Source organism: Serratia sp. CY31944, assembly GCF_052169175.1.
Taxonomy (GTDB): Bacteria; Pseudomonadota; Gammaproteobacteria; order Enterobacterales; family Enterobacteriaceae; genus Serratia; species Serratia sarumanii.
Map to the genome: position 1 here is coordinate 55,203 of NZ_JBJNLG010000002.1, position 23,045 is coordinate 78,247.

Sequence of the window (23,045 nt, forward strand, 5' to 3'; positions counted from 1 at the left end):
AGCGGATAGTTATCCGTTATCTAACAACATAGCATTACGATCGAACCCATTACCAGGTATCGATGCGATGATTAATGCTACAGCTCCAACTCATGAAACGCCGCGCCGTCTGGCGGACAAAGTCGTGCTGGTGAGCGGCGGCGGCACAGGCATCGGCCGCGCCGCCGCGCTGGCCTATGCCCGCGAAGGCGCCAAAGTGGCGCTGGCCGGCCGACGCGCGGCGGAAATCGAAGCCACGGCGCGCGACATCGCGCTCGCCGGCGGCGACGCCCTGCCCATCGTGGCCGACGTCTCCCAGGAAGACGACATCCGCAGGCTGCTCGCCACGGTGACCGCCCACTACGGCCGGCTCGACATCGCCTTCAACAACGCCGGCATCATCGGCAACTTCGCCCCCATCACCGAACAGACCAGCGAAGATTTTGACCGGGTGATCGCCATTAACCTCAGAGGCGTCTGGCTGGCGATGAAATACGAGATTGAAACCTTCCTGGCTCAGCGCTCGGGCGGCGTGATCGTTAACACTTCCTCCTGGCTGACCCACGGCGCGCTGGCCGGTTCATCCAGCTACTCCGCCAGCAAAGGCGCGCTCGATGCGATGATCCGCGCGGTGGCGCTCGAATACAGCGGCCAGGGCATCCGCGTCAACAACATCAACCCCGGCATCATCGACACGCCGATGGCGCGCGGCAGCGTGGCCGACAGCGCGGCGTTCGCGCCCTTTATCGCCCACACGCCCGCCGGCCGCCTGGGCGAATCGGAAGACATCGGCGATGTGGCGCTGTGGCTGGCGACGGACGAAGCCCGCTTCATCACCGGCCAAAGCCTGCTGGTGGACGGCGGTTACACCATCGCCGGCATGCGCTGAGGAGACGATGCCATGAACTACGTTCGGCTTGGCGACAGCGGCCTGATGGTGTCCCGCCTCTGCTTGGGCGGCATGACCTACGGCGATCCGGCCTGGCGCCCCTGGGTGCTGAAGGAGGAGGATGCACGCCCCTTTATCCGCGAGGCGCTGGAAGCGGGCATCAACTTTTTCGATACCGCCAACATTTACTCCGGCGGAGAAAGCGAACGCATTCTCGGCCGTGCGCTGAAGGCGTTCGCCCGTCGAGATGACGTGGTGATCGCCACCAAGGCTTACTTTCCGATGGACGCGCAGCCGAACAGCCGGGGGCTGTCGCGCAAGCACCTGCTGCACAGCATTGACGCCTCCTTGCAGCGGTTGGGAACGGATTACCTCGATCTGTTCGTGCTGCACCGCTTCGACACCGAAACGCCGATCGAAGAAACTGCCGACACTCTCGACGGCCTGGTGCGGGCGGGCAAGATCCGCTATCTCGGCGCGTCTTCACTGCACGCCTGGCGCCTGATGAAAATGCTGGCCTTTCAACGTCAGCACCGCCTGGCGCCGTTTATTTCGTTGCAAAGCCAATACAACCTGGTGACGCGTGAAGACGAAGAAGAGCTGATCCCGCTGTGCCTGGAGGAAGGTCTTGGCCTGACGCCCTGGTCGCCGCTGGCTCGCGGCGTGCTGGCCGGCTCCGGCAGTGGCGGCACGCTGCGCGCCGCCACCGACGAGCAGGCCCCCCGTTGGTACGGCGGCAGAAACGAGGTCGAATGCACCGTCGCTGCGGTAGCGGAGGTGGCGGCCGCGCGCGGCGTTCCCCCGGCGCAGATTGCGCTGGCCTGGCTGTTGGCCAAACCCGGCGTGGCATCGCCGCTGGTGGGCATGTCCAAGCCACACCATCTGCAGGATGCACTGGCGGCGCTAGACCTCAGGCTATCGCAAGAAGACGTGGCCGCGCTGGAGGCGCCAATGGCGCACGCTGCCCGCCCCGAACGTTGGTAGCCCCCTTTTCCTTCATTCCAGGAGAGAAACATGGCATACGCTGTGACCGCGCGAGCGGCGTTATTCACCCTCGCTACTGCACTCACCCTTAGCGCGCCGGCGCAGGCCGCCGTCGATGCACACTGTACGGAAAGCAGTATGACGCTGCCGCCCGGCGCGCTTTACCCCAACGGCATCGCCCACGCGGCGGACGGCACGCTGTATGTCGGCCTGATCACCAGCGGCAACGTGCTGCGCAAACGGCCGGGTAAAGCGTGGGAAACCTTTTTCCCCGGCGCTGACACGGTGTTCGCCTCAAACGCGCTGCGGCTGGACGAACGGCGCGGGCTGCTGTGGGGCAATTCGCCGGACTTCCTCTCCGGCGGCAAAACGCGCGCCAACCGCATCTACGCGCTGAACGTCGCGGATGGCACGCTCAACCGCAGCCTGGCGCTGCCGGCGGGAGAAATGGGCAACGATATCGTGCTCGGCGCAGACGGCACGGTGTACGTGACGGAAACCCGCGGCGGCGGCATCCTGCGCCTGCGGCCGGGCGAAGCGGCATTCAGTACGCTGTATCAGGATCCACGCTTAGCGGCGCCCAGCGGGCTGGGCGCCGCCGGGATCGTGCTGCTCGACGACCGGCTGCTGGCTGTCGCCAATTTCGGCACCGGTAAGCTCTACACCCTCAGCTATAACGATCCAAAGCCGCAGCTGACGGAAATGCAGCTGCCGCGCCTGATTGAAAACCCGGACGGGATGGGGTTGGCACCGGACGGCGCGCTGATCGTGCTTGAAAACGGGATCCAGAGCGGCCAGGGGCGGATCCTGCGGATCCCGTCTCCCAAGGCGGCAGGCATGCACCGGATTGAGGTCTTGCGCGAAGGCATGGAATCGCCGGTCAATCTGACTATCACACCACAAGGCTGCGCCTTCGTCAGCGAATCGCGCATTCGCCACCGCCTGCTGCCCGGCCATGAATCCGAAGTGCCCGACAGCTTCCGTCTCTATCAACTGCCCCTCTCCGCCGCGCAATAAACTCCACGCCGCCTCTGCGGGCGGCGACTTGCGTTGTACCGTTAACATCCAATGAATTGAAAATCTTTATTTCGATGGTATTAATCAGAACTATGATTAACTCTAACTTAACAAACTGATTTTAATTAAATTGTTCCACTACACATCGCTGATTATACTTGCCTTATCCCCCACCTCATTATCATCGAGCGTATTCATGAGCCGATACCATGTTTCCAGCAGCGAAGGTCAATATGAGAAAGAATCCGGCGAGCAAGTTCTAGCCAATAAGCTGGGCATCACCGATAGCGACGAACTCGACGGCGCCGAGTTGGTGTTGCTGGAGCAGCTCTACCGTTCCGTTTTCGAACAGCACTTTCCATTAGGAAGAATCACCGTCGAGATGCTTAAGGGATGGCATCACCGCTGGTTAGGCAATATTTATGCGTGGGCTGGACAAGCAAGAACCGTCAATATCAGCAAAGGAGGCTTCATGTTTGCCCCTTCGACGCGATTGCCCAAACTACTGGACGATTTCGAAGTGAAATACCTGGCAAGTTACACACCTTGCTCAGACATGAGCGAAGAACAGCTGATAGAAGCGATCGCGATAATCCATGTTGAACTGATACTCATACACCCTTTTAGAGAAGGGAATGGCCGTTTGTCACGGCTGCTGGCCGATGTGATGGCGGTTCAGGGTGGGCATAAACCGTTGGATTATCAAAGCTGGGAACAAAACAGAGCCCAATATATCTCGGCTATTCACTCGGGTATGAACATGAACTACGAGCCGATGAAACACTGGGTCAACCAAGCACTAAGAAAGTATTAGGCAAGGCGCAGATGAGCGAATTTTTTACGCACTTCTTCTAAAGAAGCTTCAATTCTGGCTGAAGGTTGACCTGTTTCAACCGCCGTTGATGTCGCCACTGAGCGGGCAATGTCCGTACGAGATGGCTTAACATAACCCACCGGCACTTTTTTAGTATTACTCATGACGCCCCCCGATCAGAAAATTCATTGATGAGATTATATCAAGGATTGTACATAACTTCATGCCCCTCACCGCCGCGCAATAAACTCCACGCCGCCTCAGCGGGCGGCGACTTGCGTTGTTGCCCGCAGGCGAACGACAATCTCGCTTCGTTACAACTCCTCCTTGCGCAGCGCTTCCCATTTTTACCTGTGACAGCCGATTGCCCGCTGGGCTAGTATAAGCGTCTGTGCAAACCTCGGGTTTGAGCGCGCCGTTTGGCGTTTTGATGATTTGATTTGCGCCGCCCGCCAAGCGCTGAATGGGGCGGCGCCTGCTGAAACAATGTGATAGCGAATGACGACAATGAAAATCACAGTTCCCTTTACATTCAATGGATTGGAAAAATAATCGCATGAATAGCACCGATAAACTCGATTCGCATACGCCGATGATGCAGCAGTACCTGCGCCTCAAGGCCCAGCATCCTGAAATCCTGCTGTTCTACCGCATGGGCGACTTCTACGAGCTGTTTTACGACGACGCCAAGCGCGCTTCCCAGCTGCTGGATATCTCGCTGACCAAACGCGGCGCCTCGGCGGGTGAACCGATCCCGATGGCCGGCGTGCCGCACCACGCGGTAGAGAACTACCTGGCCAAGCTGGTGCAGCTCGGCGAGTCCGTCGCCATCTGCGAGCAGATCGGCGATCCGGCCACCAGTAAAGGGCCGGTCGAGCGCAAAGTGGTGCGTATCGTCACGCCCGGCACCATCACCGACGAAGCGCTGCTGCAAGAGCGCCAGGACAACCTGCTGGCGGCGATCTGGCAGGACGCGCGCGGCTTCGGCTACGCCACGCTGGACGTGAGCTCCGGCCGCTTTCGCGTCGCCGAGCCGCAGGAGCTGGAAACCATGGCCGCCGAGCTGCAGCGCACCAATCCGGCCGAGCTGCTCTACCCGGAAACCTTCGAACAAATGACGCTGATCGAACAGCGCCACGGCCTGCGCCGCCGCCCGCTGTGGGAATTCGAGCTTGAGACCGCGCGTCAGCAGCTCAACCTGCAGTTCGGCACCCGCGATTTGACCGGTTTCGGCGTCGAGCAAGCGCACCAGGCGCTGCGCGCCGCCGGCTGCCTGCTGCAGTACGTCAAAGATACTCAGCGCACTTCGCTGCCGCACATTCGCGGCATCACCATGGAGCGCCAGCAGGACGGCATCATCATGGACGCCGCCACCCGCCGCAACCTGGAACTGACGCAGAGCCTGTCCGGCGGAAGCGACAACACGCTAGCGGCGATCCTCGATCGCACGGTCACGCCGATGGGCAGCCGCATGCTGAAACGCTGGCTGCACATGCCGACCCGCGATATCAAGGTTCTCACTGCCCGCCAACAGGCGATCGGCGCATTGCAGGAGCTGTTCACCGATCTGCAGCCTTCGCTGCGTCAGGTGGGCGATCAGGAGCGAATTTTGGCGCGTCTGGCGCTGCGCACCGCCCGGCCGCGCGATCTGGCGCGCATGCGCCATGCTTTCCAGCAACTGCCGGACATCCGCGCGCTGCTGCAAGATGTGGAAACGCCGCACGTGCAGCAGCTGCTGTCGCAGGTAGGGCAGTTCGACGAGCTGCGCGAGCTGCTGGAACGCGCGGTCATTGAATCCCCGCCGGTGCTGGTGCGCGACGGCGGCGTGATCGCCCCCGGTTACAACAGCGAGCTGGACGAGTGGCGCGCACTGGCCGACGGCGCCAGCGATTACCTCGATCGGCTGGAGATCCGCGAGCGTGAAAAGCTGGGGCTGGATACGCTCAAGGTCGGCTTCAACGGCGTACACGGCTACTACATTCAGGTCAGCCGCGGCCAAAGCCACCTGGTGCCGATCCACTATGTGCGCCGTCAGACGCTGAAAAACGCCGAGCGCTACATCATCCCGGAATTGAAAGAGTACGAAGACAAAGTGCTCACCTCCAAGGGCAAGGCGCTGGCGATCGAGAAAAGCCTGTACGACGAGTTGTTCGATCTGCTGCTGCCGCACCTGGCGGAGCTGCAGCAAAGCGCCGCCGCACTGGCCGAGCTGGACGTGCTGGCCAACCTGGCCGAGCGCGCCGATACCCTGAACTACGCTTGCCCGACCATGAGCGAGCAGCCGGGGATCCGCATTACCGAAGGCCGTCACCCGGTGGTGGAGCAGGTGCTGAGCGAGCCGTTTATCTCCAACCCGCTCACCCTGTCGCCACAGCGCCGTATGCTGATCATTACCGGCCCGAACATGGGCGGTAAAAGTACCTATATGCGGCAAACGGCGCTGATCGTGCTGATGGCGCACATCGGCAGTTACGTGCCGGCCACCAAGGCCACCATCGGCCCGGTGGATCGCATCTTCACCCGCGTCGGCGCGGCGGACGATCTGGCTTCCGGCCGCTCCACCTTCATGGTGGAGATGACCGAAACCGCCAACATCCTGCACAACGCCACCGAGCACAGCCTGGTGTTGATGGATGAAATCGGCCGCGGCACCTCCACCTACGACGGCCTGTCGCTGGCCTGGGCCTGCGCCGAGAACCTGGCCAACCGCATCAAGGCGATGACGCTGTTCGCCACCCACTACTTCGAGCTGACGACCCTGCCGGAGAAAATGGAAGGCGTGGTCAACGTGCATCTGGACGCGCTCGAACATGGCGACACCATCGCCTTCATGCACAGCGTGCAGGACGGTGCCGCCAGCAAAAGCTATGGCCTGGCGGTCGCCGCATTGGCCGGCGTGCCGCGCGACGTCATCAAGCGCGCCCGCCAGAAGCTGCGCGAGCTGGAGTCTATCTCCAGCCACACTGCCTCGGGCAGCGTCGATGCCACCCAGATGACGCTGCTGCAGGAAGAAACCTCGCCGGCGGTTGAAGCCCTGGAAGCGCTGGATCCGGATTCCCTGTCGCCGCGCCAGGCGCTGGAATGGATCTACCGGCTGAAAAATATGGTGTAGTCTGGCGCCAAACGCGGGCATAAAAAAACGGTGAGCCTGACGCTCACCGTTTTTATTTGATGCGGTTCAACAACCGGCGTTATTCGCGGAACAGCGCCTCAATGCTCAGGCCCTGCATCTGCAGAATCTCACGCAGACGGCGCAGACCTTCAACCTGAATCTGACGGACGCGCTCGCGCGTCAGGCCAATCTCCCGGCCTACGTCTTCCAGCGTCGCCGCTTCATAGCCCAGCAGGCCGAAACGACGCGCCAACACTTCACGCTGTTTGGCGTTCAGTTCGAACAGCCATTTGACGATGCTTTGCTTCATATCGTCGTCTTGCGTGGTGTCTTCAGGCCCGTTGTCCTTCTCGTCGGCCAGAATGTCCAGCAGCGCTTTCTCCGAATCCCCGCCCAGCGGCGTATCCACCGAGGTGATGCGCTCATTCAGACGCAGCATGCGGCTGACGTCATCCACCGGCTTGTCGAGTTGCTCGGCAATCTCTTCAGCGCTCGGTTCATGATCCAGCTTGTGGGAAAGCTCGCGCGCGGTGCGCAGATAGACATTCAGTTCTTTGACGATATGGATAGGCAAACGAATGGTACGGGTTTGATTCATGATCGCCCGTTCAATCGTCTGACGGATCCACCAGGTTGCGTAAGTGGAGAAGCGGAAACCGCGTTCCGGGTCGAATTTTTCCACTGCGCGAATCAGACCGAGGTTACCCTCTTCGATCAGATCCAGCAGCGCCAGACCGCGGTTGCTGTAGCGGCGGGCGATTTTTACCACCAGCCGCAGGTTGCTTTCAATCATGCGGCGGCGGGACGGCACGTCACCGCGCAGAGCACGCCGCGCAAAATAGACTTCTTCCTCTGCGGTCAGCAGAGGTGAATAACCGATCTCACCCAGATAGAGCTGCGTCGCATCCAATACGCGTTGCGTAACGCCTTGAGACAACAGCTCTTCTTCCGCTAAATCGTTCTCGCTGGTCTCTTCTTCTACCAGCGCTTTTTCATCAAACGACTCGGCCTCAGCTCCATTCTCGTCGAAATCCGCATCATCATGTAACTCGTTAACTTTCAGCGTATTTTGGCTCATATGCTGCTCCTACCCGTGATACCGCGAGCAGAATCTCAGCGTATTCTGCCCAATCTATCGCTGCGGAAGATAACGCAGCGGGTTTACGGATTTCCCCTTGTAACGAATTTCAAAATGCAAACGTACTGAACTGGTACCGGTGCTACCCATGGTGGCTATTTTTTGACCCGCCTTCACTTCTTGTTGTTCCCGGACCAGCATTGTGTCGTTATGAGCGTAGGCGCTCAGGTAATCATCATTATGTTTGATGATGATTAGATTACCGTAACCCCGTAAAGCGTTGCCTGCATACACTACGCGGCCATCGGCGGTAGCGAAGATCGGCTGCCCACGGGAGCCGGCGATATCGACACCCTTATTCCCACCTTCTGATGAGGAAAAGTTATCAATAACCTTACCGTCAGTCGGCCATCTCCAGGTACTGACCGGAGCGCTGTTGCTGACGGTGCTGCTCACTGGTGGAGCGGCTTCCGGCGCGGTAACAGGCGCAGCCGCGGTCCCAACCGCTGCGACCCCTGCTGCAGGTAACATCTTACCTACATTCTGTTTACCCGAGTTTTCAGAATACGCGTTAGTTGATTGAGAATCAACCGTTGCCGTCTGGATCTGGGAGGTGGAAGGTGGCTTCGGAACGCCGCCTTGGGTCGCGTCAGTCGTCGCCAACATACCGCCGCCGCCGTTGGCGGAACCATTACCAAGCTGAATGGTTTGGCCAACATTCAGGCTGTATGGCTCGGGAATATTGTTGCGCTGCGCCAGGTCGCGGAAATCGTTGCCGGTGATCCAGGCAATATAAAACAGCGTGTCGCCGCGCTTGACCGTATAAGTTTCGCCGCCGCTGTAACTCCCTTTAGGAATGGCGTTATAACTGCGGTTATAGACAATGCGGCCCTCTGGGCTGGCCTGCTGCGCCCCGCCATTATTATTGCCGGATGGAACGGCGCCGCCGCCCCCCACGCTGCTGATAGGGGCCGACGTTGAGGCATTGTTCGTACAACCCGCCAACCACAAACTTACCATCGTACACACCGCAACCCGGCGTAACGTAATCATTGGGCTTCCCGTGCTCATGCTTCCCCCATGACAGCAATATCAGTGATATATCCAAAATACCCTTTACATCGTAGCCGAGCTTTTGCCACTTCCCAGTTTCTGCGATGTAAAGGCGCCGCCGGCCGATCCCTGAATGCCAGGTCATCTCGCGCCGGAGCATCAAAACGCGCGCCAATGCTAACCAGATTGGCGTTGCCGCACCATAAGACAACTACGTAGAAAGGCCAATTCTAGTGAAAATTAACCTGATTGGAACGAGAAAACCTTATCCGGGCATGATGAAAGTGCAACAGATTTTGCCGACGGTCGAAAAATCAGACGATCGCTAGGCCAATTCGCCTTTCACCAGCGGCACAAAGCGCACCGCTTCTACCGCATCGACAACGAACTCGTTGCCATGACGCTGAATGCGTTTGAGAGTTTGAGCCTGCTCCCCCACCGGCAACACCAGAATACCGCCATCGTCCAACTGCTCCACCAGCGCCTGCGGGATCTCCGGCGGCGCGGCAGTGACGATGATCGCATCGAACGGGCCGCGCGACGCCCAGCCCTGCCAGCCATCGCCGTGGCGGGTGGAAACATTGTGGAGATCGAGCTGCTTCAGGCGGCGCTTGGCCTGCCACTGCAACCCCTTAATACGTTCGACGGAACAAACGTGTTGCACCAGATGCGCCAGGATGGCGGTCTGATAGCCGGAGCCGGTGCCGATCTCCAGCACCCGCGAGGTGGGCTTCAGATTCAGCAGTTCGGTCATCCGCGCCACCATATAAGGCTGGGAAATGGTCTGGCCGGAGCCGATCGGCAATGCGGTGTTTTCGTAGGCCTTATGATCCAGCGCTTCGTCGACAAAACGCTCGCGCGGCACCGCCTCGATCGCCCGCAGCAGCTTTTCGTCCCGGATTCCCTGCTGCCGCAGCTGCGTCAGCAATGTTTGCATGCGCTTGTTCACCATTCCCCGCTAACCTCTGCTTTGGTTAACCATGTTTTCACGACTTCTTGCGCCGCGTAGGCGGTTAAATCCACCTGCAGCGGCGTTATCGCCACATAGCCTTGTTCCACCGCCGCAAAGTCGGTATCCGGCCCGGCATCAAATTTATCACCAGGCGGCCCGATCCAGTAGATATTTTGTCCGCGCGGATCCTGCTGGCAGAAGACCTTGTCGGCTGGATGGCGGCTGCCGCAGCGGGTCACGCGCAGGCCTTTGATCTCCGCCAGCGGCAGATCCGGTACGTTGATATTCAGGATTTTTCCGGTTCGCAACGGTTCGCGCTGCAGCGCGCGCAGGATGCGGCAGGTAATGGCGGCGGCGGTCGCGTAGTACCGGTGGCCGTTCAGCGACACCGCCAACGCGGGCAGCCCCAGATGCCGGCCCTCCATCGCCGCCGCGACGGTGCCGGAATAGATGACGTCGTCGCCTAAATTCGGCCCGGCGTTGATACCGGAGACCACAATATCGGGCGCCGGGCGCATCAAGGCGTTGACGCCAAGGTAAACGCAGTCGGTCGGCGTCCCCTGCAGCACCGCAATATCACCGTTGGCCAGCGTCTGCGTGCGCAGCGGCGACTCCAGCGTCAGGGCATTGGAAGAGCCGCTGCGGTTACGATCCGGCGCCACGACCTGCACCTCGGCAAATTCCCGCAGCGCCGCCGCCAGCACCTGAATGCCCGGGGCGCTAACGCCGTCATCGTTACTCAGCAATATCCGCATCGCTGTCATCCTGCTGCATGATCTCGCGAACCACGCTGGTGGCGAAGCTGCCTGCCGGCAGCCAGAAGCGCAGTTCCACGGTAACGTCATCCCACCAGCTCCACCGCATATTTTGCGGCTGCAGCAGCAGGGCCCGACGAGCGGGGTCGACACGCTCGCGCTTTAAAAGCGTAAGCAATTCCGGCTGCTCCGCCAAGCATTGTTGTTCAAATGCCAACGCGCTGCCGGCGGTGCCCGGCTCGCCGTCGCCCGGCAACGTCGCGGTGACAACCAGCTCACCGGCATCCAAGCGCTGTTGCAACGTCTCCAGCTCATCGGCTTTGGCGACAAACCAGCTGCCGCGGCCGATCAGCTGCAGGGCGTCACCTTCCAGCACGGTGCGCTGCAGGCCGTCCGCCAGGCGCCTGCTCGCGACCAGATTAAACAGCGCGCTGCGGCTGGCAGAGAGGTAAAAACTGCGCTTGCTACGCTCTTTGACGCGAATTTCATCATTCGCCCAGCGGCGCGCCATCACCAGGTTGTTGCCGCCACGGCCGAAACGCTGGCTGCCGAAGTAGTTCGGCACGCCCTGCGCGGCGATGGCCTGCAGACGGCGCTCAACGTCCTGACGATCTGAAATCTGGCGCAACACCAGCGTAAAGTGGTTGCCCTTCAGGTTGCCGATGCGCATTTTACGCAGGTGGCGGGCATACGAGAGCACCTCGCAGCCTTCCAGCGCAAACCGGGAGAAATCCGGCGTGTCCTTGCCCGGCATATGCAGGCAGAACCACTGTTCGGTCACCGCGTGGCGATCCTTCAAGCCGGCATAGCTGACGGAACGGGCGTGAATACCGGCGAAGCGCGCCAGATAGTCGGCCACGAACTGGGTATTGCAGCCGTTTTTGCGGATGTTCACCAGCACGTGCTCGCCTTCACCGTCCGGTGCAAAACCCAGATCTTCCACCACCACGAAATCTTCCGGATTGGCTTTCAACACCCCGGTGCTCTGCGGCCGGCCATGCAGCCAGGTCAGATTCGCCATATCCATGCGGTTATTCCTTGATCAGCAAGGCAACCGCTTCGCAGGCGATGCCCTCACCGCGCCCGGTGAAGCCGAGCTGCTCGGTGGTGGTGGCCTTCACGTTGACGTCATCCATATGGCACTGCAGATCTTCCGCCAGGAAAACGCGCATCTGCGGGATGTGCGGCGCCATTTTCGGCGCCTGGGCGATAATGGTGATATCGAGGTTGCCGAGGCGATACCCTTTGGCGCGAATGCGTTTCCAGGCTTCGCGCAGCAGTTCGCGGCTGTCGGCGCCTTTGAACGCCGGATCGGTATCGGGGAACAGCTTGCCGATATCGCCCAGCGCCGCCGCGCCCAGCAGGGCATCGGTCGCGGCGTGCAGCGCGACGTCACCGTCGGAGTGGGCCAGCAAACCTTTGTCGTAAGGGATGCGAACACCGCCGATCACCAACGGGCCTTCGCCGCCGAATTTATGTACGTCAAAACCGTGACCGATACGCATGGTGCGCTCCTTAATTGTCTAACTGAGTCAAATAGAACGCCGCCAGCGCCAAATCCTCCGGCCGCGTTACTTTAATGTTGTCCGCCCGGCCGGCGATCAGCAGCGGATGGTAACCGCAATGCTCCAGCGCCGAGGCTTCGTCGGTGACGTTCGCGCCTTCATCCAGCGCGCGCTGCAGGCACTGCTTGAGCAACGGCAGCGGAAACAGCTGCGGCGTCAGCGCGTGCCACAGATCCTGCCGATCGACGGTATGGGCGATGGTTTCGCGGCCGGGTTCGGCGCGTTTCATGGTGTCGCGCACCGGCGCGGCGAGAATGCCGCCGACCTTACTGTGTGCGGTAATCGCCAGCAGGCGCTCGAGATCGTCGGCGTGCAGGCAGGGGCGCGCGGCGTCGTGCACCAACACCCAGTCCGCATCGCCCGCCAGATTCAGCCCGGCCATCACCGAATCCGCGCGCTGCTTGCCGCCCTCGGTGACGATCACCCGCGAATCCTGGGCGATCGGCAACTGTTCGAACTGGCGATCTTCGGGGCCGATCGCCACGATCACCCGCTCGATGCGCGGGTGGCGCAACAGGGCATGGATGGCGTGTTCGACGATGCTATGCCGGCCGATAGTTAAATATTGCTTCGGGCATTCCGCCTGCATGCGGCTGCCGATACCGGCAGCGGGCAGGACGGCAATCACCGAGGGAAAGGTGCCTGCGGAGTGATTCATGCGTTATTTTTGTGCGTTGTTTTGCGAGGAAGACGCCGCGTTGCGTCTGGATTGGTCAGGAACCAGACGATAGAAAGTCTCACCGGGCTTGATCATGCCCAGCTCATTACGCGCACGCTCTTCGATCGCTTCCTGTCCGCCGTTCAAATCGTCGATTTCGGCAAACAGCTGATCGTTACGCGCTTTCAACTTGGCGTTGTTGCCCTGCTGGACCGCAACGTCTTCATTGACCCGCACGTAATCGTGAATACCATTTTTGCCCAGCCACAGTGAATACTGTAACCAACCGAGCAATGCCAGCAATAGCAGCGTAAGTTTTCCCATCTCCGCCCCCTGAAAAACCGACCAATCATCCCACAACTTCTCGTTGGACTCCACACTGAGAGCGGCATTTCAGCGCCAAATTCAGAATACGGATGAAGGGTTCCCGAGTTTATAACCCAAATCCGCGGCGAAAGCGGCAAAAAAAGCCCCTTTTACCCGACGCGCGCGGCGCGTTTTCCGATGAGAGACACACTGCCCTTCCTCCATTATGCAGCAAGAATCACTGCACCGCCGCTTACCGGCCCATCGCTTACGCCACAGCAATGCAAAAAATGAATATTTACCACCATAGAAAGAATAATCCTCATGCAGCGGTTGCACTTTCATTCATTGAAGCTTATTTTTATGCACTACTAGTGCATAAATAATTCCAATGTATAACCTTTCATTATCGGGGATCGCGATGTTAAAACGTTTAGTTCTGATCGGCGCCTGCCTGGTCGCCACCTTCTCCACCGCCGCGTTGGCGGCTGAACCTACCTACGTCGTCGGCTCCGGCGGCACCTATCGGCCGTTCGAATTTGAAAACAGCCAAAAACAGCTGGAAGGGTTCGACATCGACATCATCAAAGCGGTGGCCAAGGCCGAAGGCTTCCAAATCAAACTGATCAATACGCCGTGGGAAGGGATCTTCGCCACGCTGAATTCCGGCGATCGCGATATCATCATTTCCGGCATCACCATCACCGACAAACGCAAGCAAATGGTTGATTTCTCTGCGCCTTATTTCCCGGCCGAACAGGCCATCGTCGTGCCGCAAGACTCGACGGTCGATTCCATCGCCGCGTTGAAAGCGCTGAAGGTCGGCGTGGTGAACTCCAGCACCGGCGACATCGTGGTGTCCGATGTGCTGGGCAAAAACAGCACCGCCATCAAGCGCTTCGACAATACGCCGCTGATGCTGCAGGAGCTGTATGAAGACGGCATCGGCGCGGCGGTCGGCGACGTCGGCGTGGCCAAGTTCTATATCAAAACCCACCCTGAGAAGGCCTTCAAGCTGGTGCCCGACGCCAAGTTCGAGCGCCAGTATTTCGGCATCGCCGTCGCCAAAGGCAACGACGAACTGCGTAACAAGATTAACGCCGGCCTGAAGAAGATCGTCGCCGACGGCACCTACGCCAAGATCTACCAAACCTGGTTCGACAGCAACGTACCGACGCTGCCGGCGGAATAATCAACTGGCGCGCCTCAGCGCAGTAGGCCAGTAAATAAACAGGCGTAGCGAGCTAAGTCAGATTGGGTGCGGCCAGCGCACAGCCACCGGAGTGGACACGCAATCCATGAGGATGGCGAGCACTGCCCAATCCCAAGATGACAACGCGCAGTAGCCTTAACACGCTTAAATAAGGATCTGATCTTGAACTTCCGCTGGGAGATTATCCAGGAATACGCGCCGCTGTTTATGGAAGGCGCCTGGATGACCATCAAATGCACCATTATCTGCGTGCTGCTGGGCACCACCTGGGGATTGATCCTCGGGCTGGGTCGTTTGGCGCAGGCGCCGCACGGCATCTGGAAACCCATACTGCATTACGGCGTTCAGTGGCCGGTGCGCATCTACATCAGCGCCTTTCGCGGCACGCCGTTGTTCGTACAAATCATGGTGGTGCACTTCGCGCTGGTGCCGCTGTTCATCAACCCGCGCGACGGCCTGCTGGTCACCAGCGGCCTGATGAGCGTCGATTTTGCCCGCGCGCTGCGCGCCGACTACGGCGCCTTTCTCTCCTGCGTGGTGGCGATCACGCTCAATGCCGGCGCCTATGTGTCGGAGATCTTCCGCGCCGGGATCCAGTCTATCGACCGCGGCCAAATGGAAGCTTCGCGTTCGCTGGGCATGAGCTACGGCAAGACCATGCGCCAGGTGATCCTGCCGCAGGCCTTCCGCCGCATGCTGCCGCCGCTGGGCAACAACGCCATCGCCATCGTCAAGGATTCGTCGCTGGCCTCCGCCATCGGCCTGGCGGATCTGGCCTATGCCGCCCGCACCGTCTCCGGCGCCTACGCCACCTACTGGGAGCCCTACCTGACCATTTCGCTGGTCTATTGGGTCATCACCTTCCTGCTCTCGCTGCTGGTGCAACACATGGAAAAGAGGTTCGGTAAAAGTGATTCGCGTACATAACCTGCAAAAACAGTTCGGCGAGAGCCACGTGCTGCGCGGCATTTCCTGCCGGATCGCCGCCAACGAAGTGGTGTGCGTCATCGGCCCTTCCGGCTCCGGGAAGAGCACCTTCCTGCGCTGCATCAACGCGCTGGAAACGCTCTCCGGCGGCGAGATCGAGGTCAACGGCTTCGCCGTCCACGATCAGAAAACCGACCTGAACAAGATGCGTGAAAGCGTGGGCATGGTGTTCCAGCGCTTCAACCTGTTCCCGCACATGACGGTGTTGGAAAACATCATCATGGCGCCGGTGAGCGTGAAGAAACGGCCGCGCGCCGAAGCCATCGCGCAAGCCGAACAGCTGCTGCGCAAGGTCGGCCTGCTCGACAAGATCGACGCCTACCCCAACAGCCTGTCCGGCGGCCAACAGCAGCGGGTGGCCATCGCCCGCGCGCTGGCGATGGAGCCGAAGATCATGCTGTTCGACGAACCCACCTCCGCGCTCGATCCGGAGCTGGTGGGCGAAGTGTTGGCGGTGATGAAGTCCCTGGCCCACGAGGGCATGACCATGGTGGTGGTCACGCATGAAATGGGCTTTGCCCGCGAGGTGGCCGATCGGGTGCTGTTTATCGATCAGGGGATCATTCAGGAGGAAGGTACGCCGCAGCAGATCTTCAGCCATCCGGCCAATCCGCGCACTCAGGCGTTTCTGAGCAAAGTTTTGTAACCTTCGGCACCGCTTTGCAATCCTTCGGGCGCCGGCATCGGCGCCCGCTCTCTTACCACCCGGTCAGGAAGCTGAACACCAGCCAGAACAGGCACAGCACGATGGCGCCGGTCAGCAGCAGCGTCAGGATCAGACGACCGCGCAACAGCATGCTGAGGGTGATGCCGATCAGCACCGACAGCGGCATCAGCGCCAGGAAGAACGGCCAGGTATAAAGCAGGAAAAACAGCGTGTTGGAACCGTAAACCAGAAACGGCAACGCGAACGCCAGCCAGTAGAAAACAAAGCCGCTGACGCCGCCCAGGAAAGAATAAGAAGGCTCCTCTCTCTCCTGTTTTGACTGCTTGGAGTCGATCAAGATAGGCGTGACATTTTGCATAGTGATCCCTGGTTATTCGGCTCGCTCTGCGGCGGCTTAGAGTAAAAAGCGCATGGCGAAAAACGCCACACGCTTTTTTTGAATTCAGGGTTTGATAATAGCCTGACCACGCAACACGTCTAACAATTGCGCAATCAAATTTGTTACCAATTGTTGGCCATCGAGGTGGATTTCCGGCTGCTGCGGCGCCTCGTAAACCGCGTCGATGCCGGTGAAGTTGCGCAGCTCGCCGGCGCGCGCTTTTTTATACAATCCCTTCGGATCGCGCGCCTCGCAGATCGCCAGCGGCGTGTCGACGAACACTTCGATAAAGCGATCGTCGCCGAGCATTTCGCGCACCATCTGCCGCTCGGCGCGGTGCGGCGAAATGAACGCGGTCAGCACCACCAGCCCGGCATCCACCATCAGTTTGGCCACTTCCCCCACCCGGCGGATGTTCTCGCGCCGATCTTCGTCCGAGAAGCCGAGATCGCGGCACAGGCCGTGGCGCACGTTATCGCCGTCCAACAGATAGGTGCTGACGCCGAGCCCATGCAGCGCCTGCTCCAGCGCGCCGGCGACGGTGGATTTGCCCGAGCCGGACAGCCCGGTAAACCACAGCACCGCGCCGCGGTGGCCGTTGCGCGCTTCGCGATCCGCGCGCGTCACCGCGTGCGGATGCCAAACCACGTTCTCATTGTCCGGCCCGGTCGCCCTCAGTTCAGCGGCCACCTTATCGGCCACCGAGCAGATCGCGTGCGCCCCAGTGCGGGAAGTGCTTGCGCACCAGCGCATTCAACTCCAGCTCGAAAGTGCTGAACTCGCCGCGCGCCGCCGATGCGGCCTGCAGCGTTTCGCGTACCAGACCGGCACCCACCGTGACGTTGCTCATGCGATCGATAAAGATCAGCCCGCCGGTGTCGTGATTGCTCTGATAGCTGTCCAGCATCAACGGCTCGTCGAAGGTCAGCTCCACCAGGCCGATGCCGTTAAGCGGCAACGTGTCTGCCGAGTGCTGCGCCAGCGTATTGATCTCCACCTGATGGCGGATACTCTCCACGCGGGCGCGGGTCTTTTTACCGGCGATCTTGATGTCGTAGCTCTGGCCCGGCACCAGCGGCTGCTCGGCCATCCATACCACGTCCACCAGCGCGCTCTGCGCCGCCTGCAGGCTTTCGCCGGCGTCGACCAGCAGATCGCCGCGGCTGATGTCCACCTCATCCTTCAGCACCAGCGTAATCGCCTCGCCCGGCACCGCCTCTTGCAGATCGCCGTCGAAGGTCACGATGCGCGCCACGCTGGACTCCACGCCGGAAGGCAGCACCTTGACCCGTTGCCCCACCCGCACCACGCCGGCGGACAGCGTGCCGGCATAGCCGCGAAAATCGAGGTTCGGGCGGTTGACGTACTGCACCGGGAAGCGCAGCGGCTGGTTTTCTCGCTCGCTGACCACGTCCACGCTCTCCAGCACTTCCAGCAGCGTCGGGCCGCTGTACCACGGCATATGGGCGCTTTCGCTCGCCACGTTGTCGCCGTCCAGCGCCGACAGCGGCACGAATTTGATGTCCAGATCGCCTGGCAGCTGCTGGGCGAAGGTCAGGTAATCCTGTTTGAACTGCTCGAACACCGCTTCCTGGTAGTCCACCAGATCCATCTTGTTCACCGCCACCACTAGGTGGCGAATGCCCAGCAGGGTCGCGATAAAGCTGTGGCGGCGAGTCTGGTCCAATACCCCTTTGCGCGCGTCGATCAACAGGATCGCCAGATCGCAGGTGGAGGCACCGGTGGCCATGTTGCGGGTGTACTGCTCATGCCCCGGGGTATCGGCGATGATAAATTTGCGTTTTTCGGTCGAGAAATAGCGATAGGCCACGTCGATGGTGATGCCCTGCTCGCGCTCGGCTTGCAGGCCGTCCACCAGCAGCGCCAGATCGAGCTTCTCGCCCTGGGTGCCGATGCGTTTGCTGTCGCTGTGCAGCGTCGACAGCTGATCCTCGTAGATCTGGCGGGTATCGTGCAGCAGGCGGCCAATCAGGGTGCTTTTGCCGTCATCGACGCTGCCGCAGGTCAGAAAGCGCAGCAGGCTCTTGTGCTGCTGCGCGTGCAGATAGGATTCGACGCCGCCCTGCTCGGCGATTTGTTGTGCGATTGCGTTGTTCATCCGGCGGCTCCTTAGAAATACCCTTGACGCTTTTTCAGCTCCATCGAGCCGGACTGATCGCGATCGATCATCCGCCCCTGGCGTTCACTGGTGGTGGAGACCAGCATCTCTTCGATGATCTCCGGCAGGGTTTGCGCCTGCGAGTCCACCGCGCCGGTCAGCGGCCAGCACCCCAGGGTGCGGAAACGCACCATGCGCTGGCTGATCACTTCACCCGGCTGCAGATCGATGCGATCGTCGTCCACCATCATCAGCATGCCGTCGCGCTCCACCACCGGGCGAGGTTTCGCCAGGTACAGCGGCACGATGTCGATCTTTTCCAAGAAGATGTACTGCCAGATGTCCAGCTCGGTCCAGTTCGACAGCGGGAAGACGCGGATGCTCTCCCCTTTGTTGATCTGGCCGTTGTAGTTGTGCCACAGCTCCGGCCGCTGGTTTTTCGGATCCCAGCGGTGGAAGCGATCGCGGAACGAATAGATACGCTCTTTGGCGCGCGATTTCTCCTCGTCGCGCCGCGCACCGCCGAAGGCGGCGTCGAAACCATACTTGTTCAACGCCTGCTTCAGGCCCTCGGTCTTCATGATGTCGGTATGCTTGGCGCTGCCGTGCACGAACGGGTTGATGCCCATCGCCACCCCTTCCGGGTTTTTATGCACCAGCAGCTCGAAGCCGTACTCCTTCGCGGTGCGATCGCGGAATTCGTACATTTCGCGGAACTTCCAGCCGGTATCGACGTGCAGCAGCGGGAACGGCAGCGTGCCGGGGAAGAACGCCTTGCGCGCCAGATGCAGCATCACGGAAGAGTCTTTACCGATGGAATACAGCATCACCGGGTTGGCGAATTCAGCGGCGACTTCACGGATGATATGGATACTCTCCGCCTCCAATTGCCGCAAATGAGTGAGTCGTTTTTCGTCCATAACAGATCCTTAAAAGCCTTGCCTATGCCAAATTCACGACGGCCGGGCGCGCGGCCCCTTCCGTCTGCGATTGATGCCCGAACCAGGCGATTTGATGGTGCAGTTCCACCACTTCGCCAATCACCAGCAGCGCCGGCAGCGGCGCCCGTTGGGCCAGATGTTCCAGTTGATCCAGCGTGCCAATCTGCACCTGCTGATCGGCGCGCGTGCCGCGGCTGATCACCGCCACCGGCGTATCGGCAGCGCGGCCGTGGGCGATCAGGCGTTGGCTGATGTCCGCCGCCTTCATGGTGCCCATGTAGATAGCCAGCGTCTGCCGCGCCCGAGCCAGATCGGCCCAGTCCAGGCCATCGCCGTCGGGGCGGCAGTGGCCGGTGATAAAGGTCACGCTCTGCGCGTGGTCGCGGTGCGTCAGCGGAATGCCGGCGTAGGCGGTCGCCCCCGCGGCGGCCGTGACGCCCGGCACCACCTGAAACGGAATGCCGGCGGCGGCGGCCACCTGCAGCTCTTCGCCGCCGCGGCCAAAGATGAACGGATCCCCGCCCTTCAGGCGCACCACGCGTTTGCCCTGCTGCGCCAGCTCCACCAGCAGCCGGTTGGTCTCTTCCTGGATCACCGAGTGCGCGCCGGCGCGCTTGCCCACGCAGATGCGCTCGGCGTCGCGGCGCACCAGATCGAGGATCTCGCCGCTGACCAGGTGGTCATACAGCACCACGTCCGCCTGCTGCATCACCTGCAGCCCGCGCAGGGTCAACAGCCCCACGTCGCCCGGCCCGGCGCCCACCAGGGCTATCTCGCCCTGCACGCCTTCATCGCCTGCGGCGAAGCTTTGCAAATCCTGCTCCAGCTGCCGCTCCGCCTGCGCCGTCTGGCCGTTGGCCACCAGCGTGGCGAAACGGCCGCCGAAGGTTTTCTCCCAGAAACGACGACGTTCGCCGATCGAGGCCAGCCGCTGTTTGGCCTGGCCGCGCCAGCGGCCCGCCACCTGCGCCATCTGCCCCAAACTGGCGGGCAGCAACGCCTCCAGCTTTTCGCGCAGCAACCGCGCCAGCACCGGAGCCTGGCCGCTGGACGACACCGCCACCACCAGCGGCGAGCGATCGATGATCGACGGGAAAATGAACGAACAGCGCGGCTGATCGTCCACCACGTTGGCCAACACCCGGCGTTTATCCGCCTCGGCGAACACCGCGGCGTTCAGCGCGTTGTCGTCCGTGGCGGCGATCGCCAGAAACACCTCGTCCAGCTGTTGCGGGTCAAAGGTTTTCCCCAGCCAGAGCAGTTGCCCTTGCTGACGTTGTTGTTCCAGTTCCGGTGAGAGCGACTGCGCAACTATCCGTATTTCAGCCCCGGCGCGCTGAAGCAGATCGACTTTGCGCGCAGCCACGTCACCGCCGCCAACGACCAGCACCGGACGTTGTTTCAGATCGGCGAATATTGGTAGATAGTCCACAACAGCCTTTTCATATAACAGAAAGATAGTGTGACTATACGGGCTGAGATTTAGCCTCTGAAATGACGAAAAGGAATGATTAGTTCCTTTATGGAATATAGGCCGCAACGCCAGAGGCAAACGGTGATAACTGCGGCGACGGTTTGCGCATTCGCGCGAAAATTAAGAGACGGGGAAATTGTGTAATGCCGCCCGGCGTCTCATACTGGGTGCCGAAGAAAAATGATCGGCAGCGCCGATAGCAAAGAAGGATTTTTCGGTATGTTTTCCCGTTTTTACCTGAAGACCAGCCTGCTGGCCCTCGCACTCGGCGGCGTCTTCAGCGTTTGTGCCGCACAGCCCGCAAAAGACGCGCCAATGGGCCGTTTCGCCGCCGAACAGACCCGCCACATCGCCACTTACTTCCCCGGCCGCATGGCGGGCAGCCCGGCCGAATTGCTCACCGCCGACTACCTGAAGCAGCAGTTCAGCAAGATGGGTTATCAAAGCGATATTCGCAGCGTCAACACGCGCTATCTCTACACCAGCAAAGACGGCAAGAAGAATTGGAACAACGTCACCGCCAGCTCGGTGATCGCCGCCCGCAACGGCGACAGCCCGAAACAAATAGTGATTGTCGCCCACTTCGACACCTACACGCCGCAGAGCGACGAAGACCTGGATAACAATCTCGGCGGCCTGACGCTGCAGGGCGTCGACGACAACGCCTCCGGCATCGGCGTGATGCTGGAACTGGCGGAGCGCCTGAAAAGCATCCCCACCGCCTACGGCCTGCGCTTCGTCGCCACCAGTGCCGAAGAGCTCGGCTCGCTGGGCGCACAGAACTACCTGCAACGCATGAGCGCGGAAGAGAAAAGCAACACCGTGCTGGTGATCAACCTCGACAGCCTGATCACCGGCGATCGTCTGTACTTCAACGCCGGGCGCAACACGCCGCCGCAAATGGCGAAACGCTCCCGCGATCGCGCGCTGGATATCGCCCACCGCTACGGCATCGCCGCCGCCAGCAATCCGGGCAGCGCCCAGCATCCGAAGGGCACCGGCTGCTGCTCCGATCAAGAGGTGTTCGACGCCGCAGGCATCCCGGTGCTGTCGGTGGAGGCCACCAACTGGTCGCTGGGCGACAAGGACGGCTACCAGCAGCGCGCCGTCAGCCCGCACTTCCCGCAGGGCATCACCTGGCACCGCCCGCAGTACGACAACCTGCAGTATCTGGATCGCTATCTGCCGGGGCGGATCGACAAACGCAGCCGCGAAAGCGTGCAGATCCTGCTACCGCTGATCAAAGAGCTGGCGCAGGCGCACCCACCGAAAGCACAGAAGAAAAAGTAGCCCGCAAAAAAACAGGGCCCAGCATTGCTGAGCCCCGTCATGTTGATCGCGCCGTTTAGCCTTCGTGCAGGCCGCACTCGCGCTTCAGGCCGAAGAAACGCGTCTCTTCCTCGCTCATGCCCGGCTCCCACTTCTGGGTGGTGTGGGTATCGCCTACCGACAGGTAGCCCTGCTCCCACAGCGGGTGATAGCTCAGCCCATGTTCGGTCAGGTACTGGTAAATCTTGCGGTTGTCCCAGTCGATGATCGGCAGGATCTTGAACACCCCGCGCTGCACCGCCAGCACCGGCAGATTGGCGCGGCTGCCGGACTGCTCGCGCCGCAGGCCGGCGAACCAGCTCTGCGCCCCCAGCGTCTCCAGCGCGCGGTTCATCGGCTCGACCTTGTTGATCTGGTTGTACTTCTCAATCCCTTCCACGCCCTGCTCCCACAGTTTGCCGTAGCGCGCCTCTTGCCAGGCGGGAGACTGTTCGGCGCGGAACACCTGCAGATTCAGCTTCAGCTGGTCGGTCAGTTGATCGATAAAGCGGTAGGTTTCCGGGAACAGGTAACCGGTGTCGGTCAGGATCACCGGGATATCCGGCCGGATGCGCGTCACCAGGTGCAGGCATACCGCCGCCTGAATGCCGAAACTGGACGAGAGTACGAACTCGCCGGGCAGATGCTCCAGCGCCCATGCAACGCGCTGTTCGGCGCTGAGGGTCTCCAGTTGGCCGTTGACCACCGCCAATGCCAGCGCCTGCCCGGATTTGGGCAACGCGTTCAGCGCCGCCAGATCGAATTCAGCCATGTTGTCTCTCCTGCTACTTGAAA

Annotated in this window: 24 protein-coding genes; 9 read left to right on the forward strand and 15 right to left on the reverse strand. The window is 60.8% G+C overall.

Annotated elements, in window-relative coordinates; all coding sequences use genetic code 11:
- Positions 1–67 precede the first annotated feature (67 nt).
- The 4 genes from ACJ8IN_RS02620 to ACJ8IN_RS02635 all read left to right on the forward strand — a co-directional run bounded on the left by ACJ8IN_RS02620 (position 68) and on the right by ACJ8IN_RS02635 (position 3,683).
- Positions 68–868: an SDR family NAD(P)-dependent oxidoreductase gene (locus tag ACJ8IN_RS02620; protein WP_060423396.1), complete on the forward strand. Its 801-nt coding sequence runs from the start codon at positions 68–70 to the stop codon at positions 866–868.
- 12 nt (positions 869–880) lie between these two features.
- Positions 881–1,852 carry an aldo/keto reductase gene (locus ACJ8IN_RS02625; RefSeq protein WP_308325435.1) on the forward strand — a complete coding sequence of 324 codons (972 nt, stop codon included), beginning with the start codon at positions 881–883 and terminating at the stop codon, positions 1,850–1,852.
- A 30-nt stretch (positions 1,853–1,882) separates the two neighbouring features.
- Positions 1,883–2,869, forward strand: coding sequence for a Vgb family protein (locus ACJ8IN_RS02630; RefSeq protein ID WP_308325434.1), 987 nt, complete (start codon positions 1,883–1,885; stop codon positions 2,867–2,869).
- Positions 2,870–3,065: 196 nt separating this feature from the next.
- The gene (locus ACJ8IN_RS02635; RefSeq protein WP_047569276.1) at positions 3,066–3,683 is read left to right on the forward strand and encodes a Fic/DOC family protein; all 618 of its coding nucleotides are present in this window, start codon (positions 3,066–3,068) and stop codon (positions 3,681–3,683) included.
- Here ACJ8IN_RS02635 and ACJ8IN_RS02640 read toward each other — a convergent pair.
- The gene (locus ACJ8IN_RS02640; RefSeq protein ID WP_162846236.1) at positions 3,680–3,847 is read right to left on the reverse strand and encodes a hypothetical protein; all 168 of its coding nucleotides are present in this window, start codon (positions 3,845–3,847) and stop codon (positions 3,680–3,682) included. The genes ACJ8IN_RS02635 and ACJ8IN_RS02640 overlap by 4 nt on opposite strands.
- 392 nt (positions 3,848–4,239) lie before the next feature.
- Here ACJ8IN_RS02640 and mutS point away from each other — a divergent pair, with 392 nt between their 5' ends.
- Positions 4,240–6,795, forward strand: coding sequence for a DNA mismatch repair protein MutS (gene mutS, locus ACJ8IN_RS02645; RefSeq protein WP_308325433.1), 2,556 nt, complete (start codon positions 4,240–4,242; stop codon positions 6,793–6,795).
- A 79-nt stretch (positions 6,796–6,874) separates the two neighbouring features.
- Here mutS and rpoS read toward each other — a convergent pair whose 3' ends face one another.
- From rpoS to ftsB, 8 genes are all read right to left on the reverse strand, one after another.
- Positions 6,875–7,873 carry an RNA polymerase sigma factor RpoS gene (rpoS, locus tag ACJ8IN_RS02650; RefSeq protein WP_004932578.1) on the reverse strand — a complete coding sequence of 333 codons (999 nt, stop codon included), beginning with the start codon at positions 7,871–7,873 and terminating at the stop codon, positions 6,875–6,877.
- A 54-nt stretch (positions 7,874–7,927) separates the two neighbouring features.
- Positions 7,928–8,926, reverse strand: coding sequence for a murein hydrolase activator NlpD (gene nlpD, locus ACJ8IN_RS02655; RefSeq protein WP_060423391.1), 999 nt, complete (start codon positions 8,924–8,926; stop codon positions 7,928–7,930).
- Between the two features lie 325 nt (positions 8,927–9,251).
- Positions 9,252–9,878, reverse strand: a complete 627-nt coding sequence (locus tag ACJ8IN_RS02660; RefSeq protein WP_047728898.1) for a protein-L-isoaspartate(D-aspartate) O-methyltransferase — start codon at positions 9,876–9,878, stop codon at positions 9,252–9,254.
- Entirely contained in the window at positions 9,872–10,633 is a 762-nt protein-coding gene (gene surE, locus ACJ8IN_RS02665; protein ID WP_060423388.1) for a 5'/3'-nucleotidase SurE, read from the reverse strand. Before surE ends, ACJ8IN_RS02660 begins: the two co-directional genes overlap by 7 nt.
- A complete protein-coding gene (truD, locus tag ACJ8IN_RS02670; RefSeq protein ID WP_060423386.1) occupies positions 10,614–11,660 on the reverse strand; it encodes a tRNA pseudouridine(13) synthase TruD in 1,047 nt (348 codons plus the stop codon). Before truD ends, surE begins: the two co-directional genes overlap by 20 nt.
- A gap of 4 nt (positions 11,661–11,664) precedes the next feature.
- The gene (gene ispF / locus ACJ8IN_RS02675) at positions 11,665–12,138 is read right to left on the reverse strand and encodes a 2-C-methyl-D-erythritol 2,4-cyclodiphosphate synthase (RefSeq protein ID WP_004932594.1); all 474 of its coding nucleotides are present in this window, start codon (positions 12,136–12,138) and stop codon (positions 11,665–11,667) included.
- Positions 12,139–12,148: 10 nt separating this feature from the next.
- Entirely contained in the window at positions 12,149–12,856 is a 708-nt protein-coding gene (gene ispD / locus ACJ8IN_RS02680; RefSeq protein ID WP_060423383.1) for a 2-C-methyl-D-erythritol 4-phosphate cytidylyltransferase, read from the reverse strand.
- Between the two features lie 3 nt (positions 12,857–12,859).
- Complete coding sequence (gene ftsB / locus ACJ8IN_RS02685; RefSeq protein WP_016929043.1) at positions 12,860–13,180, reverse strand: cell division protein FtsB; 321 nt, start codon at positions 13,178–13,180, stop codon at positions 12,860–12,862.
- A 403-nt stretch (positions 13,181–13,583) separates the two neighbouring features.
- On the opposite strand from ftsB, the gene ACJ8IN_RS02690 reads away from it, so the two are divergent.
- From ACJ8IN_RS02690 to ACJ8IN_RS02700, 3 genes are all read left to right on the forward strand, one after another.
- The gene (locus ACJ8IN_RS02690) at positions 13,584–14,354 is read left to right on the forward strand and encodes a basic amino acid ABC transporter substrate-binding protein (RefSeq protein WP_060423381.1); all 771 of its coding nucleotides are present in this window, start codon (positions 13,584–13,586) and stop codon (positions 14,352–14,354) included.
- 180 nt (positions 14,355–14,534) lie between these two features.
- Positions 14,535–15,302, forward strand: a complete 768-nt coding sequence (locus ACJ8IN_RS02695) for an amino acid ABC transporter permease (protein ID WP_086556831.1) — start codon at positions 14,535–14,537, stop codon at positions 15,300–15,302.
- Positions 15,286–16,008 carry an amino acid ABC transporter ATP-binding protein gene (locus tag ACJ8IN_RS02700; RefSeq protein WP_033637159.1) on the forward strand — a complete coding sequence of 241 codons (723 nt, stop codon included), beginning with the start codon at positions 15,286–15,288 and terminating at the stop codon, positions 16,006–16,008. The genes ACJ8IN_RS02695 and ACJ8IN_RS02700 overlap by 17 nt, the downstream gene beginning before the upstream one ends.
- A 52-nt stretch (positions 16,009–16,060) precedes the next feature.
- Here ACJ8IN_RS02700 and ACJ8IN_RS02705 read toward each other — a convergent pair whose 3' ends face one another.
- From ACJ8IN_RS02705 to cysG, 5 genes are all read right to left on the reverse strand, one after another.
- Entirely contained in the window at positions 16,061–16,387 is a 327-nt protein-coding gene (locus tag ACJ8IN_RS02705) for a DUF3561 family protein (protein ID WP_004932611.1), read from the reverse strand.
- An 84-nt stretch (positions 16,388–16,471) separates the two neighbouring features.
- The gene (gene cysC, locus ACJ8IN_RS02710; protein ID WP_308325432.1) at positions 16,472–17,161 is read right to left on the reverse strand and encodes an adenylyl-sulfate kinase; all 690 of its coding nucleotides are present in this window, start codon (positions 17,159–17,161) and stop codon (positions 16,472–16,474) included.
- The gene (gene cysN / locus ACJ8IN_RS02715) at positions 17,100–18,527 is read right to left on the reverse strand and encodes a sulfate adenylyltransferase subunit CysN (RefSeq protein ID WP_308325431.1); all 1,428 of its coding nucleotides are present in this window, start codon (positions 18,525–18,527) and stop codon (positions 17,100–17,102) included. The genes cysC and cysN overlap by 62 nt, the downstream gene beginning before the upstream one ends.
- Before the next feature lie 11 nt (positions 18,528–18,538).
- On the reverse strand, positions 18,539–19,447 hold the full coding sequence (gene cysD / locus ACJ8IN_RS02720; RefSeq protein ID WP_004932620.1) for a sulfate adenylyltransferase subunit CysD: 909 nt from the start codon (positions 19,445–19,447) through the stop codon (positions 18,539–18,541).
- 22 nt (positions 19,448–19,469) lie between these two features.
- Positions 19,470–20,900 carry a siroheme synthase CysG gene (gene cysG, locus ACJ8IN_RS02725; protein WP_060423378.1) on the reverse strand — a complete coding sequence of 477 codons (1,431 nt, stop codon included), beginning with the start codon at positions 20,898–20,900 and terminating at the stop codon, positions 19,470–19,472.
- Between the two features lie 261 nt (positions 20,901–21,161).
- Between cysG and ACJ8IN_RS02730 the strand changes: the two genes are divergently transcribed.
- Positions 21,162–22,232 (forward strand): aminopeptidase, encoded by a 1,071-nt coding sequence (locus ACJ8IN_RS02730; RefSeq protein ID WP_049196060.1) that lies wholly within the window; start codon positions 21,162–21,164, stop codon positions 22,230–22,232.
- A 55-nt stretch (positions 22,233–22,287) separates the two neighbouring features.
- On the opposite strand, the gene ACJ8IN_RS02735 is transcribed toward ACJ8IN_RS02730, so the two are convergent.
- Positions 22,288–23,022: a phosphoadenylyl-sulfate reductase gene (locus ACJ8IN_RS02735; protein ID WP_016929052.1), complete on the reverse strand. Its 735-nt coding sequence runs from the start codon at positions 23,020–23,022 to the stop codon at positions 22,288–22,290.
- Between the last annotated feature and the right edge of the window lie 23 nt (positions 23,023–23,045).

Excerpts from the sequence above, each read along its gene's own strand:
- ACJ8IN_RS02620 (WP_060423396.1), top strand. The coding sequence starts at position 68 with ATGATTAATGCTACAGCTCCAACTCATGAAACGCCGCGCCGTCTGGCG.
- ACJ8IN_RS02625 (WP_308325435.1), top strand. The coding sequence starts at position 881 with ATGAACTACGTTCGGCTTGGCGACAGCGGCCTGATGGTGTCCCGCCTC.
- ACJ8IN_RS02630 (WP_308325434.1), top strand. The coding sequence starts at position 1,883 with ATGGCATACGCTGTGACCGCGCGAGCGGCGTTATTCACCCTCGCTACT.
- ACJ8IN_RS02635 (WP_047569276.1), top strand. The coding sequence starts at position 3,066 with ATGAGCCGATACCATGTTTCCAGCAGCGAAGGTCAATATGAGAAAGAA.
- ACJ8IN_RS02640 (WP_162846236.1), bottom strand. The coding sequence starts at position 3,847 with ATGAGTAATACTAAAAAAGTGCCGGTGGGTTATGTTAAGCCATCTCGT.
- mutS (WP_308325433.1), top strand. The coding sequence starts at position 4,240 with ATGAATAGCACCGATAAACTCGATTCGCATACGCCGATGATGCAGCAG.
- rpoS (WP_004932578.1), bottom strand. The coding sequence starts at position 7,873 with ATGAGCCAAAATACGCTGAAAGTTAACGAGTTACATGATGATGCGGAT.
- nlpD (WP_060423391.1), bottom strand. The coding sequence starts at position 8,926 with ATGATTACGTTACGCCGGGTTGCGGTGTGTACGATGGTAAGTTTGTGG.
- ACJ8IN_RS02660 (WP_047728898.1), bottom strand. The coding sequence starts at position 9,878 with ATGGTGAACAAGCGCATGCAAACATTGCTGACGCAGCTGCGGCAGCAG.
- surE (WP_060423388.1), bottom strand. The coding sequence starts at position 10,633 with ATGCGGATATTGCTGAGTAACGATGACGGCGTTAGCGCCCCGGGCATT.
- truD (WP_060423386.1), bottom strand. The coding sequence starts at position 11,660 with ATGGATATGGCGAATCTGACCTGGCTGCATGGCCGGCCGCAGAGCACC.
- ispF (WP_004932594.1), bottom strand. The coding sequence starts at position 12,138 with ATGCGTATCGGTCACGGTTTTGACGTACATAAATTCGGCGGCGAAGGC.
- ispD (WP_060423383.1), bottom strand. The coding sequence starts at position 12,856 with ATGAATCACTCCGCAGGCACCTTTCCCTCGGTGATTGCCGTCCTGCCC.
- ftsB (WP_016929043.1), bottom strand. The coding sequence starts at position 13,180 with ATGGGAAAACTTACGCTGCTATTGCTGGCATTGCTCGGTTGGTTACAG.
- ACJ8IN_RS02690 (WP_060423381.1), top strand. The coding sequence starts at position 13,584 with ATGTTAAAACGTTTAGTTCTGATCGGCGCCTGCCTGGTCGCCACCTTC.
- ACJ8IN_RS02705 (WP_004932611.1), bottom strand. The coding sequence starts at position 16,387 with ATGCAAAATGTCACGCCTATCTTGATCGACTCCAAGCAGTCAAAACAG.
- cysC (WP_308325432.1), bottom strand. The coding sequence starts at position 17,161 with ATGCGCTGGTGCGCAAGCACTTCCCGCACTGGGGCGCACGCGATCTGC.
- cysN (WP_308325431.1), bottom strand. The coding sequence starts at position 18,527 with ATGAACAACGCAATCGCACAACAAATCGCCGAGCAGGGCGGCGTCGAA.
- cysD (WP_004932620.1), bottom strand. The coding sequence starts at position 19,447 with ATGGACGAAAAACGACTCACTCATTTGCGGCAATTGGAGGCGGAGAGT.
- ACJ8IN_RS02730 (WP_049196060.1), top strand. The coding sequence starts at position 21,162 with ATGTTTTCCCGTTTTTACCTGAAGACCAGCCTGCTGGCCCTCGCACTC.
- ACJ8IN_RS02735 (WP_016929052.1), bottom strand. The coding sequence starts at position 23,022 with ATGGCTGAATTCGATCTGGCGGCGCTGAACGCGTTGCCCAAATCCGGG.